The 13,159-nt window shown below is 59.8% G+C and carries 11 protein-coding genes; 8 read left to right on the plus strand and 3 right to left on the minus strand.

What is annotated here, in order from left to right; all coding sequences use genetic code 11:
- Positions 1-62: 62 nt before the first annotated feature.
- Positions 63-2,909 carry an RNA polymerase-associated protein RapA gene (gene rapA / locus H8B20_RS01055; protein WP_210622120.1) on the minus strand — a complete coding sequence of 949 codons (2,847 nt, stop codon included), beginning with the start codon at positions 2,907-2,909 and terminating at the stop codon, positions 63-65.
- 240 nt (positions 2,910-3,149) lie between these two features.
- Between rapA and H8B20_RS01060 the strand changes: the two genes are divergently transcribed.
- The 3 genes from H8B20_RS01060 to ccoM all read left to right on the plus strand — a co-directional run bounded on the left by H8B20_RS01060 (position 3,150) and on the right by ccoM (position 4,045).
- Entirely contained in the window at positions 3,150-3,491 is a 342-nt protein-coding gene (locus H8B20_RS01060) for a hypothetical protein (protein ID WP_042558000.1), read from the plus strand.
- A 133-nt stretch (positions 3,492-3,624) separates the two neighbouring features.
- Complete coding sequence (locus tag H8B20_RS01065) at positions 3,625-3,786, plus strand: hypothetical protein (RefSeq protein ID WP_210622121.1); 162 nt, start codon at positions 3,625-3,627, stop codon at positions 3,784-3,786.
- A 145-nt stretch (positions 3,787-3,931) separates the two neighbouring features.
- Complete coding sequence (ccoM, locus tag H8B20_RS28105) at positions 3,932-4,045, plus strand: cytochrome c oxidase subunit CcoM (RefSeq protein ID WP_003222396.1); 114 nt, start codon at positions 3,932-3,934, stop codon at positions 4,043-4,045.
- Positions 4,046-4,824: 779 nt separating this feature from the next.
- On the opposite strand, the gene H8B20_RS01070 is transcribed toward ccoM, so the two are convergent.
- Both H8B20_RS01070 and H8B20_RS01075 read right to left on the minus strand, forming a co-directional pair.
- Positions 4,825-6,300 (minus strand): inorganic phosphate transporter, encoded by a 1,476-nt coding sequence (locus H8B20_RS01070; RefSeq protein WP_047300029.1) that lies wholly within the window; start codon positions 6,298-6,300, stop codon positions 4,825-4,827.
- A 371-nt stretch (positions 6,301-6,671) separates the two neighbouring features.
- A complete protein-coding gene (locus H8B20_RS01075) occupies positions 6,672-6,872 on the minus strand; it encodes a hypothetical protein (RefSeq protein ID WP_008080067.1) in 201 nt (66 codons plus the stop codon).
- Between the two features lie 647 nt (positions 6,873-7,519).
- Between H8B20_RS01075 and pcaR the strand changes: the two genes are divergently transcribed.
- The 5 genes from pcaR (at position 7,520) to pcaF (ending at position 13,128) form a co-directional block, all read left to right on the plus strand.
- The gene (gene pcaR, locus H8B20_RS01080; protein WP_042558002.1) at positions 7,520-8,362 is read left to right on the plus strand and encodes a pca regulon transcriptional regulator PcaR; all 843 of its coding nucleotides are present in this window, start codon (positions 7,520-7,522) and stop codon (positions 8,360-8,362) included.
- A 294-nt stretch (positions 8,363-8,656) separates the two neighbouring features.
- Positions 8,657-10,003 (plus strand): 4-hydroxybenzoate transporter PcaK, encoded by a 1,347-nt coding sequence (gene pcaK, locus H8B20_RS01085; RefSeq protein ID WP_047300030.1) that lies wholly within the window; start codon positions 8,657-8,659, stop codon positions 10,001-10,003.
- 286 nt (positions 10,004-10,289) lie between these two features.
- Positions 10,290-11,147, plus strand: coding sequence for a CoA transferase subunit A (locus H8B20_RS01090; protein WP_210622122.1), 858 nt, complete (start codon positions 10,290-10,292; stop codon positions 11,145-11,147).
- A complete protein-coding gene (locus tag H8B20_RS01095) occupies positions 11,147-11,926 on the plus strand; it encodes a CoA-transferase subunit beta (RefSeq protein ID WP_047300032.1) in 780 nt (259 codons plus the stop codon). Before H8B20_RS01090 ends, H8B20_RS01095 begins: the two co-directional genes overlap by 1 nt.
- Entirely contained in the window at positions 11,923-13,128 is a 1,206-nt protein-coding gene (gene pcaF / locus H8B20_RS01100) for a 3-oxoadipyl-CoA thiolase (protein ID WP_210622123.1), read from the plus strand. Before H8B20_RS01095 ends, pcaF begins: the two co-directional genes overlap by 4 nt.
- Positions 13,129-13,159 lie beyond the last annotated feature (31 nt).

Raw genomic sequence — 13,159 nt, forward strand, 5'->3', positions numbered from 1 at the left:
GCAACCAAAAAGGCCCGCATCGCTGCGGGCCTTTTTGTTTTTCACCGGTGAAGCAGGGCGGTTTAACCCGCCACCAATACCCGGATCGCTTCCAGGCGCAACGCCGCTTTATCCAGCATCGCCAGGCCCTGCTCACGCTGCTCGCGCAACGCAACCAGTTCGCTGTCACGTACGGTCGGGTTGACCGCTTGCAGCGCGGTCAGGCGCGCCAGTTCTTCGTCGGTGTCGGCCGCCAGACGGCGACGGGCCTCGGCCACGCGCTCGGCGTGACGCGGGGTGATCTTCTCTTCACCGGCGTTGATCCGTGGCGTCAGCTGATCGCGCTGGGCCTGGATGAACTTGTTGGCGCTGGCACGTGGCACGCTTTCGAGCTGATCGTTCAGCGTCTCGAACGAAACGCGTGACGACAAGTCGTTGCCGTTGGCATCCAGCAGGCAGCGCAGGGCGGCCGGCGGCAGGTAACGGCCCAGTTGCAGCGAACGCGGGGCAACCACTTCGCTGACGTAGAGCAGTTCCAGCAACACGGTGCCCGGTTTCAGCGCTTTGTTCTTGATCAGCGCGACGGCGGTGTTGCCCATCGAGCCGGACAGCACCAGATCCATGCCGCCCTGCACCATCGGGTGTTCCCAGGTGATGAACTGCATGTCTTCGCGCGACAGCGCCTGGGCGCGGTCGTAAGTGATGGTCACGCCTTCGTCGTCGCCCAGCGGGAAACTGGCGTCGAGCATCTTCTCGCTTGGCTTGAGGATCAGGGCGTTTTCCGAATGGTCTTCGCTGTCGATGCCAAACGCATCGAACAGGGTTTCCATGTAGATCGGCAGGGCGAACTGATCGTCTTGCTCAAGGATGTCCTCAACCAGCTGATCGCCTTCGCCCGAACCGCCGGAGTTGAGTTCCAGCAGGCGGTCGCGACCGGTGTGCAGCTCCTGTTCCAGACGCTCGCGCTCGGTGCGCGCCTCGTCGATCAGCGCTTGCCACTCGCTGTCGTCGGCTTCTTCGAGCAGCGGCAGCAGGCGCGGGCCAAACTGATGCTGCAGGGCGTTGCCGGTCGGGCACGTGTTGAGGAACGCATTCAACGCTTCGTGATACCACTGGAACAGACGCTCTTGCGGGCTGGTTTCCAGGTACGGCACGTGCAGTTCGATGATGTGCTTCTGACCGATCCGGTCGAGACGACCGATACGCTGTTCCAGCAAGTCCGGGTGCGCCGGCAGATCGAACAGCACCAAATGGTGAGCGAACTGGAAGTTGCGACCTTCACTGCCGATTTCGGAACAGATCAGTACCTGCGCGCCAAACTCTTCGTCGGCGAAGTAGGCGGCGGCGCGGTCGCGCTCAAGGATGTTCATGCCTTCATGGAACACCGTGGCCGGGATGCCGGAGCGTACGCGCAGGGCGTCTTCCAGGTCCATCGCGGTTTCGGCGTGGGCACAGATCACCAGCACTTTGGTGCGCTTGAGCATTTTCAGCTGATCGATCAGCCACTCGACGCGTGGGTCGAATTTCCACCAGCGCTCTTCTTCATTCGCATCCGGCTGCGCCTGGAAGCTGACTTCCGGATACAGCTCGGCGTGGTCGCCCAGCGGCAGTTCGAGGTATTCGTCCGGGCACGGCAACGGGTACGGGTGCAGATTGCGTTCCGGGAACCCCTGCACGGCGGCGCGGGTGTTACGGAACAGCACGCGGCCGGTGCCATGGCGGTCGAGCAGTTCACGCACGAGGCGGGCACTGGCTTCGGTGTCGCCATCGTTGACCGCGGTCAGCAGGGCTTCGCCTTCGTTGCCGAGGAAACCGTGGATGGTCTTGTGAGCTTCAGGCGACAGGCGCCCTTTGTCCAGCAGCTCCTGAACGGCTTCAGCCACCGGGCGATAGTTTTCGCTCTCGGCGCGGAAGGCGGCCAGGTCATGGAAACGGTTCGGATCGAGCAGGCGCAGACGGGCGAAGTGGCTGTCCTGACCCAGTTGTTCCGGGGTCGCGGTGAGCAGCAACACGCCAGGAATCACTTCGGCCAGTTGCTCAACCAGCGAATACTCGGGGCTGGCCTTCTCTTCGTGCCAGACCAGGTGGTGCGCTTCGTCGACCACCAGCAAGTCCCAACCGGCGGCGAACAGCGCGTCCTGGGCTTTCTCGTCTTCGACCAGCCACTCCAGCGCAACCAGCGCCAGTTGGGTGTCTTCGAACGGGTTGGCGGCATCGCTTTCGATGAAGCGTTCTTCGTCGAACAGCGCAACTTGCAGGTTGAAGCGGCGGCGCATCTCCACCAGCCACTGGTGCTGAAGGTTTTCCGGCACCAGGATCAGCACGCGATTGGCACGGCCCGAGAGCAGTTGGCGATGGATCACCAGACCGGCTTCGATGGTTTTACCCAGGCCCACTTCATCCGCCAGCAATACGCGTGGCGCGATGCGGTCGGCGACTTCACGGGCGATGTGCAACTGGTGCGCGATCGGTTGCGCGCGCACGCCGCCCAGACCCCAAAGCGCAGATTGCAACTGGCGGCTGGTGTGTTCGAGGGTGTTGTAACGCAGGGAGAACCACGCCAACGGGTCGATCTGCCCGGCGAACAGACGGTCGCTGGCCAGACGGAACTGAATGAAGTTCGACAGCTGGGTTTCCGGCAGGGTGACGGCTTCGTTCTGCGCGTTGAGGCCGTGATAGACCATCAGGCCATCGACGTCGTCGACTTGCTGGACAGTCATCTTCCAGCCTTCGAAGTGGGTAATGCTGTCACCGGGCGAGAACCGCACGCGGGTGAGGGGCGCATTCCGTAGCGCGTACTGGCGGGTTTCGCCAGTGGCCGGGTAAAGCACGGTCAACAAGCGGCCATCCTGTGCCAGAACGGTGCCTAAACCAAGCTCTGCTTCGCTGTCACTGATCCAGCGTTGCCCCGGTTGATACTGCTGCGCCATGCTGCCTGACTCCCACCTTGAAAAAGCGGGCTATCTTAACGGAATGCAGGCTTCAGGGCCAAAGGATTAGGCGCAGCGGCAAGTTTTTAGCCACAAGCGTGTAGCACGCCTAATGCGGTCATCTGTCAGTTTGCGAAGGTTGTGGGGCACCAGTGAGTGCCAACCCTGTCACAAGTTTGCGACCAGTGGCTCAAGGCACCTTCGCCGCAGCCGATAGCCTGCTGACAGGAGACCTCTTATATGTTGCCACCGATGCTCCCCTTGAGCGTTGTGCCAGTTACTTCCCAGCAGGATCCGATTCGTCAGCGACCGGACATTCCTCCTGTAGTGCCGGTGCAGGAAAGCTCGAACGAAAGCACGATCGATCTGCAAAAGCGTGATCCTGAAGAGGACGGTTTGCTGCTGCGCGAAGAACAGCGTCGCCAGCAGGAGCGTGATCGCCGTCGCCGCGAAGCCGATGAAGACCCTGAAGAACACCTCGCCGTGCCCGGCGATGAACTCAATGCCGACAACACCGTGCCCGTCGTGCCGCTGATGGAAGATCAGCCGCGTCAGGGTTTGTGGGTCGATATCGAGATCTGATATTCGTCGTTTACATGAAATGTTCTAGAGCGTTGGTGCTGGCGACTGGTCAGCGCTGGCGTCAGGCTGCATTATTGGCGCAGTCCTGCCGTTGTCGCGGCAGTTGTGATTATTTTTAGCGATGTATGTTGCCATGAGCCAAGACGACAAACTGATCGACCTCAATTCCGAGCGTGCCAAGCGCGTACATGACATCAAAGAGAAGCGCTTGAACGAAGTGCGCAATGCCTTCGAGCAGGCAATGCCATTGGGGAAGTCGAAGAAAAAATCGAAGAACAAGCCGAAAAAGCGTTGATCTCCTCCTGCATCCGTTGATGCATGTCAGTTATTTCCCCTCCTTTGCGTTCTGTGTTGGCCGGACTTGATCCTGGTCAATTATTGCGCCTGCGTGTTTGGTTAACTTAGTTCCATCGCAGCAGAGCAGGTTCAGGAGGCCAGTCATGTTTTTCGATAACGTGGTTTTTGCCGGAGTGCTGACTGTCGGCCTCATGGTTCTGTTTTTTGCAGGGTTTGGATTTTTTATCTGGAAGGATGCGAATAAGCGCAAGAAGTGATTCTTCTGGATTGATGAGCACGCAAGGCATTTTGGGCGACTTCGGTTGCCCTTTTTTTTTGCCTTGGCGGCCTGTGGGCCGACCAGGTTGTTGGGGTTTTGGGTTTATATCCGTTGCTGCGGTTATGGCTGCTTAGGGTTCCGCCCTTACGGCGGGTCACTTTTTCCAGACGCCGGGGTGCCGGCCCAGCGAAAAAATAACCAAAAAGGCTTTGCCCTGACGTTCGGCCCGCTCGCTGGGGCTCGGGGTTCCTTCGCTCCGGGTTCATCCGGGGCATCGATTCCGGTTTGCTTCGCTGCACCTCCTTTCGATGTTCTCCCCGGATGAATCCCTCCACTCAGCCTTCCGACGGGCTTCCAGATCAAGATCAAGAGCTGCACTCGAGCTAACGCTCATTGTGTTGAGTGGTGGGAGAGCATGCGGTCGGCTTTGGTTTTGAGGTGAATTTGCCCCTCATCGGAACGCCGCCCGCCCAGCCCTCTCCCGAGGGAGAGGGGGCCAATTTCTGTTGGTTAGAAAACTTATATTCGACTCGGAATCCCAGTCCGGCATCCTTCTACCAAACAACTCGTTCAGTCCCCTCTCCCTCCGGGAGAGGGTTAGGGTGAGGGGCTCTTGATTTGCTGCGCCTTCGCAGGCCGTGCGCCGGGGCAAAGCCTTTTAGGTTAAGGGCGAAACCCTAGGCAGCCATCACCGCAGCCAAGGATATGGCCCCAAATCCCAAACCAAAAAAAGGCGCGATCCTTTCGAATCGCGCCTTTTTCATTTCCAGCTATCTATCAGCTACCCAACGCCTTGGACGCCAGCCAGAACAACCCGGCGGACAGTGCCACGGTCGCTGGCAGGGTCAGTACCCAGGCCAGCAGGATGGTGCGAACCGTACCGCCTTGCAGGCCGCTCTTGTTGGCGACCATGGTACCGGCCACGCCCGAGGAGAGGACGTGGGTGGTGGACACCGGCAGGCTGAAGATGTTGGCCATACCGATCAGGGTCGCGGTAGTGATCTGCGCCGACATGCCTTGCGAGTAGGTCATGCCTTGCTTGCCGATCTTCTCGCCGATGGTCAGTACTACGCGTTTCCAGCCGACCATGGTGCCCAGGCCGAGGGCCAGAGCGACCGCCAGAATCACCCAGAACGGGGCGTATTCGGTGGTGGTGGTCAGGTCTTTGCGCAGTTTGTCGAGGTCAGCCTTTTCGCGTGGTTCCAGACCAGGCAACTTGCCGACTTTCTTCGCAGTGTCGTCCAGGCACAGCAGGTAGCGACGGACTTCAATACGGCTTTCGGAAGACAGCGAGCGATAGTCCGCAACACCTTTGAGTGTGTGCAACAGGGCGGTGATGGTCGGTTCGGTCTGCTGCGGGTTGCAGCGGAATTTCTCCGGCAGGTCGCCTTCCACGCTCTTGCCCAAAGCCAGGAATTCACCCAGCGAATCGCTGTTGCGCTGGTAGAACTGGCTCAGGTGCAGCGTCGCGTCGCGGGTGCGTTCGATCTGGTAGGTGGTGCTGTTCAGGTCGAGGACGAACTGCGCAGGTACGATACCGATCAGCACCAGCATGATCAGGCCGATGCCTTTCTGACCATCGTTGGAACCGTGCACGAAGCTTACAGCCATGGCCGAGATCACCAGAACCAGACGATTCCAGAACGGTGGGTGCTTCTTGTCGTCGAGCTTGCGGCGTTGTTCCGGCGTCTTGTGCATCTTCGACAGCGGGCGCCACCATTTCAGACCGATCAGCACCAGCGCCGCGATCAGGAAGCCGGCCATTGGCGAGAACACCAGCGAGGCGCCGATGTCGATCGCCTTCTGCCAGTTCACACCATCGGCCAACGGAATGTCGTTGATCAGGGCGTTGGCCAGGCCGACACCGAGGATCGAACCGATCAGGGTGTGCGAGCTGGAGGCCGGGATACCGAAGTACCAGGTGCCAAGGTTCCAGGCGATTGCCGCGGCGAGCAACGAGAACACCATCGCCAGCCCGTGGCCGGTGTTCACATTGATCAGCAGCTCAACCGGCAGCAAATGGACAATGGCATACGCCACGCCAACGCCACCCAGCAGAACGCCGAGGAAGTTGAACACGCCGGAAAAGAACACCGCCAGGTGAGGCGGCATGGCTTTGGTGTAGATAACAGTGGCTACCGCGTTAGCGGTGTCATGAAATCCATTGATGAACTCGAAGGCGAGGACGAATGTCAGGGCGAGCAGGAGGCTCACAAGCACCCAAGCATCCAGTCCGCTGAATAAATCGATCATGAAGGTTTTCTGACCCGGTCGTAAGGGGGCGCGATTATGCCAGAAAAGTCTCGAAATCGATGCCCTACCTGCTAATCAGTAACACTCTTATTCGAATTAATTTGTTGCAGCGCATTAAAACCAAGCGGCGCGCAGGGTCTTTCAAGTTACTGAATTTATTGGGAAAGGCCAGTGATGGCGGGGCTTTTGACCGATAAAACACGGGCTCATACGCTTGTCTGAAATATAAATGAAACCTGTAAGAAGCTTCCTATCACCCTGTAGGACGGGGTAATGGCTGCTGCCCGCGGATAGCGGGCGCACAGGGCATCGTCGTCACACCGCGCTTGTAAACGGTGCGCACTGACCCTCGAATATCAAAACCGGTTGGCTCATGGCTCTTCGGCTTTGAGTTCCTTTTCGATCTTTTCGATTTCCTGCTTGAAGACCTGATCCTGAACGGTGGGGCGCTTGCGCCACGCCTTGCGTTCTGGTTCTGGCTGAGCGGCGTAGGTGGTGACTTCCCCGCCGTAAACTTCCTTGTAACGTTGTTCCTGGCGCTCAAGTTCCGCGCGCAGTTCGTCTTTCGTCACAGTGCTACCTGTATGAGTTGAGTTAAATGTCTGGTGAAACGCACTGCAACGAATCGATTGAGCAATCTACCGAAGACCAACACCTGAACAGGCGTTGCTGGGATCGGCAAGACGATCAAGACTTGCGTCTAACAGGCGGCTACGGCACCAGATTAAAACTGACGCAGCATCAGTTTCCAGTTTCAGCGAGCGTTGGCATTACATTGACAATAAGTGCCAGGCGCTGGCCGGGGCCGACAGCGATGGACATCGCTTCAGCGGGTGACGACCCCGGTATTTGAGAACGGGGTCCCACTGAGGTGCATTATAGCGGTCGATTCGGGAATGACTATCTTTGCCAAGTTAAAAACGGTTCCGGATGTGTGATCGTTTTGTTACTCGCAACTTTTATCGCTAGTTGAACTGCGCACAGACCGTTATTTGCCAAGTGATCTGTTTTTGACGTCATTTAGTCGAGCAACTCAGACGAAAATTCAATGTGCCGACGAAGTCAGCAAACGTCACGTGAGGTCAGGCAAACGCTACCTGATCAATTGCGATAATCGGTCGGCGGTTCGATAATCGCCCAATCTTCGCGTCGCTACCCTTGTGCATCCCGCCGCGAGCCGCTTGTATAGCCATCGATCCGTGCCGGATAAGGACCTGAAATGAACGATCAAATGCGCAACTCCTTCACTTCCGTGGCGCCGCCGATCGTCGCCTCGCCGGCCAAGCGCATTCAGGCGCTGACGGGGGATCCGGATTTCATGACCTCGCTGGCCCGTGGCCTGGCGGTGGTTCAGGCATTTCAGGAGCGCAAACGGCACCTGACCATCGCCCAGATCAGTCATCGCACGGAAATCCCCCGCGCTGCCGTGCGCCGTTGCCTGCACACCTTGATCAAACTCGGCTACGCCACCACGGACGGTCGCACCTACTCGTTGCTGCCCAAAGTGCTGACCCTCGGCCACGCTTATCTGTCGTCGACGCCGCTGGCCGTGTCCGCCCAGCCCTACCTCGACCGCATGAGCGAGCAACTGCACGAAGCCTGCAACATGGCCACGCTGGAGGGCGATGACATTCTGTACATCGCCCGTTCGGCGACCACCCAGCGTTTGATCTCGGTGGATCTGTCGGTGGGCGGGCGCCTGCCGGCATATTGCACGTCGATGGGGCGGATTCTGCTGGCGGCGCTGGACGACACGTCGTTAGGTGAATACCTCGACCACGCCGAACTCGTTGCCAAGACCAGCCGCACGATCCACACCCCGGACGCCTTGCTCGAATGTTTGCAGCAAGTGCGGCAGCAGGGCTGGTGCATTGTCGATCAGGAACTGGAACAAGGCCTGCGCTCGATTGCCGTACCGGTTTACGACGCTTCCGGCCAAGTGGTGGCGGCGCTCAACGTCAGCACCCACGCCGGTCGTGTCAGCCGCACCGAGCTGGAACAGCGCTTTCTGCCGGGCCTGCTCAGCGCCAGTCGCGACCTCAGTGCGCAACTGTTTGCCTGATGAAGCTGTTCGATAAACGCACAGTGTTGCGTTTATCGAATTGACGCTAAAACCCCTGGATCATTAATGTCGCGGCAGCGTCATCCGGCGCTGATGTGAATGAGCTCGCCGGACTGCCGACTCCCATAATAATGACAAGAGGCAACTCACCATGCGCACGCTCCCAGACTGTCTCCGCACTGATCGCTGTTGCCGGATTCAACGCAACGCCTGATCCCGACCTTCTATTCTTGTGCCTGTGCCGCTCTCTGGCCGGCCGCCGTTCGACTGCGTTTTTTGCGTGGAATAAAAATAATGAACCAGCCTCAGTCCGCTGTGGGTAACTGCCTCGACGTGCAGACCTTCATCAATGCTCAACCGATCTCTCGCTATCAGTGGCGGGTGGTGATCCTGTGTTTCCTGATTGTGTTTCTCGATGGCCTCGACACCGCAGCGATGGGCTTTATTGCCCCGGCGTTGTCGCAGGATTGGGGTATTGATCGCGCCAGCCTCGGCCCCGTGATGAGCGCCGCGTTGATCGGCATGGTCTTCGGCGCACTCGGTTCCGGACCTCTGGCAGACCGCTTCGGACGCAAAGTCGTGCTGGTCGGCGCGGTATTTCTGTTCGGCGCATTTAGCCTGGCGTCGGCCTACGCCACCAACATCGAAGAGCTTTTGGTCCTGCGTTTCCTCACCGGGTTGGGCCTGGGCGCCGGTATGCCCAACGCCACTACGCTGCTCTCGGAATACACCCCGGAGCGCAAGAAGTCGTTGTTGGTGACCAGCATGTTCTGCGGCTTCAACCTCGGCATGGCCGGTGGCGGGTTCATTTCGGCGAAGCTGATCCCGGCGTTCGGCTGGCACAGCCTGTTGCTGATCGGCGGAATTCTGCCGCTGATTCTCACCGTGGTGCTGGTGTTCTGGCTGCCGGAATCGGCGCGCTATCTGGTGGTGCGCAACCGTGGCACTGACAAAGTGCGCAAGACGCTGGCGCCAATCGATCCGGTTACCGTCGCCCAGGCCTCAAGCTTCAGCGTGCCGGAACAGAAAACCGTCAAGGCACGCAACGTGTTTGCGGTGATCTTCTCCGGCACCTACAGCACCGGCACCTTATTGTTGTGGCTGACCTATTTCATGGGCCTTGTGATCGTCTATTTGCTGACCAGTTGGCTGCCGACGCTGATGCGTGACAGCGGCGCGAGCATGGAGCAGGCAGCGTTCATCGGTGCGCTGTTCCAGTTCGGCGGGGTGTTGAGCGCGGTCGGCGTAGGCTGGGCGATGGACCGGTTCAATCCGCACAAGGTCATCGGCACTTTTTACCTGTTGGCCGGGGTGTTTGCCTACGCGGTGGGGCAGAGCCTGGGCAACATCACGCTGCTGGCGACGCTGGTGCTGGTGGCGGGGATGTGCGTCAACGGCGCGCAATCGGCAATGCCGTCACTGGCGGCGCGGTTCTATCCAACCCAGGGCCGGGCGACCGGTGTGTCGTGGATGCTCGGGATCGGCCGCTTTGGCGCGATTCTCGGGGCGTGGATGGGCGCGACGTTGCTCGGATTGGGCTGGAATTTTGAGCAGGTGTTGACGGCATTGGTGATTCCGGCGGCGTTGGCGACTGCTGCTGTCGTGATCAAGGGCATGGTCAGTCATGCGGATGCGACTTGAGTTTCAGCGTAGGAATATTCGTTGAAGGTTCCGCCCCCTTCGCGAGCAGGCTCGCTCCCACAATGGAATGCATTTCAAATTGTGGGAGCGAGCCTGCTCCGGGCGGCGCTCCGACGAAGCTTTTGATCTGATTGATAGGCTGACAACAATCTGTTCGATAAACGAACACTCAGTCGATTATCGGATTGTTTGGTGATTTTCACAGGCTTAATCTTCAGTGACTCCGGCGCTGAACCTCGCGCCTTTTTATCACTGGCGATCTACTACAAAAACGGGAGCCCGCTCCATGGCTGAGATCCTTTCGCTGCACGACGCGGTGAAGCAATTCGTCAACGACGGCGACACCGTTGCGCTCGAAGGCTTCACTCACCTGATCCCTACGGCGGCGGGTCATGAAATCATTCGTCAGGGCAAGAAAGATCTGACGCTGGTGCGGATGACGCCTGACCTGATCTACGACCAACTGATCGGTGCCGGCTGTGCGCGCAAACTGATTTTCTCTTGGGGCGGAAATCCGGGTGTGGGTTCGCTGCACCGTCTGCGCGATGCGGTCGAGAAGCAATGGCCGCAGCCACTGGAAATCGAAGAACACAGCCACGCCGACCTGGCCAATGCCTATGTGGCTGGCGCTTCAGGCCTGCCGTTCGCGGTGCTGCGCGCCTACGCCGGTTCCGATTTGCCCAAGGTCAATCCGCTGATCAAGTCCGTCACTTGCCCGTTCACCGGTGAAGTATTGGCGGCGGTGCCATCGGTGCGCCCGGACGTCACGGTAGTCCACGCGCAGAAAGCCGACCGCAAAGGCAACGTGCTGCTGTGGGGCATTCTCGGTGTGCAGAAGGAAGCCGCACTGGCCGCCAAGCGCTGCATCGTCACCGTCGAAGAAATTGTCGATGACCTTAATGCCCCGATGAATTCCTGTGTTCTGCCGACCTGGGCCCTGAGTGCGGTTTGCCATGTGCCCGGTGGCGCGCATCCGTCCTACGCCCACGGTTACAACGAGCGCGATAACCGTTTCTATCAGGCGTGGGACCCGATCGCCCGCGACCGTGAGACGTTTACTGCGTGGATCAACGAATACATCCATGGCAGCGCTGATTTCAGCGAATTCCAGGCCAAGTTGGCCGCTGCTTCGGAGGCCAAGTAATGACTTACACCACCAATGAAATGATGACCGTCGCCGCGGCCCGTCGCCTGAAGAACGGCTCGGTGTGTTTCGTCGGCATCGGCCTGCCCTCCAAGGCTGCCAACCTCGCACGCCTGACCTCGTCGCCAGATGTGGTGCTGATCTACGAATCGGGCCCGATTGGCGCCAAGCCAAGCGTGTTGCCGCTGTCCATCGGTGACGGCGAGTTGGCGGAAACCGCTGACACCGTGGTGCCGACCGGTGAGATTTTTCGCTATTGGTTGCAGGGCGGACGCATCGACGTCGGTTTTCTCGGCGCGGCGCAGGTCGACCGCTTCGGCAATATCAACACCACCGTGGTGGGCGACTACCACGCGCCGAAAGTGCGTCTGCCGGGTGCCGGTGGCGCGCCAGAGATTGCCGGTTCGGCGAAAAGCGTGCTGATCATCCTTAAACAGTCGGCGCGTTCGTTTGTCGACAAGCTCGATTTCATCACTTCGGTCGGTCATGGCGAGGGCGGTGATTCGCGCAAACGCCTGGGCCTGCCGGGCGCTGGCCCGGTCGGCATCATCACCGACCTGTGCACCATGGAGCCGGAAGAGGGCACCCATGAGTTCGTGGTCACCGCGCTGCATCCGGGCGTGACCCGCGAGCAAGTGATCGCCGCCACCGGTTGGGCCATCCGTTTTGCCGACAATGTCGCCACCACTGCCGAACCGAGCGAAGTCGAACTGACCGCGCTGCGCGATCTCGAAGCGCGCACCGCGGCGGCCCACGGTCAGGCACCGGGAGAAGCATGATGCGTGACGTTTATATCTGCGACGCGATTCGCACCCCCATTGGCCGTTTCGGCGGTGGTCTGGCCGCCGTGCGCGCCGACGATCTGGCTGCTGTGCCGATCAAGGCGCTGATGGAGCGCAATCCATCGGTGGACTGGAACGCAATCGACGAGGTGTTCCTCGGTTGCGCCAACCAGGCCGGCGAAGACAACCGCAACGTCGCGCGCATGGCGTTGCTGCTGGCGGGCCTGCCGGAAACCGTGCCGGGCGTGACCCTCAATCGCCTCTGCGCTTCGGGCATGGATGCGATTGGTACCGCGTTCCGTGCTATCGCCAGCGGCGAAATGGAGCTGGCGATTGCCGGCGGCGTAGAGTCGATGTCCCGCGCGCCGTTTGTGATGGGCAAGGCTGACGCGGCGTTTTCGCGCAACATGAAACTGGAAGACACCACCATCGGTTGGCGTTTTATCAACCCGTTGATGAAGGCGCAGTACGGCGTCGATGCGATGCCGCAGACTGCCGACAACGTCGCCGATGACTATGAAATTTCCCGCGAGGATCAGGACGCTTTCGCCCTGCGCAGTCAGCAACGTACTGCGGCCGCGCAGGCAGCCGGCTACTTCGCCGAAGAAATCGTCGAGGTGCGGATTGCGCACAAGAAGGGCGAAACCGTGGTCAGCCAGGATGAACATCCGCGTGCCGACACCACGATTGAAGCGCTGAGCAAACTGAAACCGGTCAACGGCCCGGACAAAACCGTCACCGCCGGCAATGCCTCCGGGGTCAACGACGGCGCGGCCGCGCTGATTCTGGCCTCGGCTGACGCGGTGAAAAAACACGGCCTAACTGCCCGCGCCAGAGTGCTGGGCATGGCCAGTGCCGGCGTAGCGCCACGGGTGATGGGCATCGGCCCGGTGCCGGCGGTGCGCAAACTCATCGAGCGCCTTGGTCTGGCGGTCGGTGATTTTGATGTGATCGAACTCAACGAAGCCTTCGCCAGCCAAGGCCTGGCAGTGCTGCGTGAATTAGGGCTGGCGGACGATGCCGCGCAGGTCAACCCGAACGGCGGCGCGATTGCCTTGGGGCACCCGTTGGGCATGAGCGGTGCACGGCTGGTGCTGACTGCCCTGCATCAGCTGGAAAAGACCGGTGGCAAGAAAGGTCTGGCGACCATGTGCGTCGGAGTTGGCCAAGGTCTGGCGTTGGCCATCGAACGCGTCTGACGCAGCCGTGACGAAGAAGAACAGAGGAAAT

The organism is Pseudomonas sp. P42, assembly GCF_017973755.1.
GTDB classification, from domain to species: Bacteria; Pseudomonadota; Gammaproteobacteria; order Pseudomonadales; family Pseudomonadaceae; genus Aquipseudomonas; species Aquipseudomonas iridis.

Coding starts and splice junctions, on each gene's coding strand:
- rapA (WP_210622120.1), bottom strand. CDS start 2,909: ATGGCGCAGCAGTATCAACCGGGGCAACGCTGGATCAGTGACAGCGAA.
- H8B20_RS01060 (WP_042558000.1), top strand. CDS start 3,150: ATGTTGCCACCGATGCTCCCCTTGAGCGTTGTGCCAGTTACTTCCCAG.
- H8B20_RS01065 (WP_210622121.1), top strand. CDS start 3,625: ATGAGCCAAGACGACAAACTGATCGACCTCAATTCCGAGCGTGCCAAG.
- ccoM (WP_003222396.1), top strand. CDS start 3,932: ATGTTTTTCGATAACGTGGTTTTTGCCGGAGTGCTGACTGTCGGCCTC.
- H8B20_RS01070 (WP_047300029.1), bottom strand. CDS start 6,300: ATGATCGATTTATTCAGCGGACTGGATGCTTGGGTGCTTGTGAGCCTC.
- pcaR (WP_042558002.1), top strand. CDS start 7,520: ATGAACGATCAAATGCGCAACTCCTTCACTTCCGTGGCGCCGCCGATC.
- pcaK (WP_047300030.1), top strand. CDS start 8,657: ATGAACCAGCCTCAGTCCGCTGTGGGTAACTGCCTCGACGTGCAGACC.
- H8B20_RS01090 (WP_210622122.1), top strand. CDS start 10,290: ATGGCTGAGATCCTTTCGCTGCACGACGCGGTGAAGCAATTCGTCAAC.
- H8B20_RS01095 (WP_047300032.1), top strand. CDS start 11,147: ATGACTTACACCACCAATGAAATGATGACCGTCGCCGCGGCCCGTCGC.
- pcaF (WP_210622123.1), top strand. CDS start 11,923: ATGATGCGTGACGTTTATATCTGCGACGCGATTCGCACCCCCATTGGC.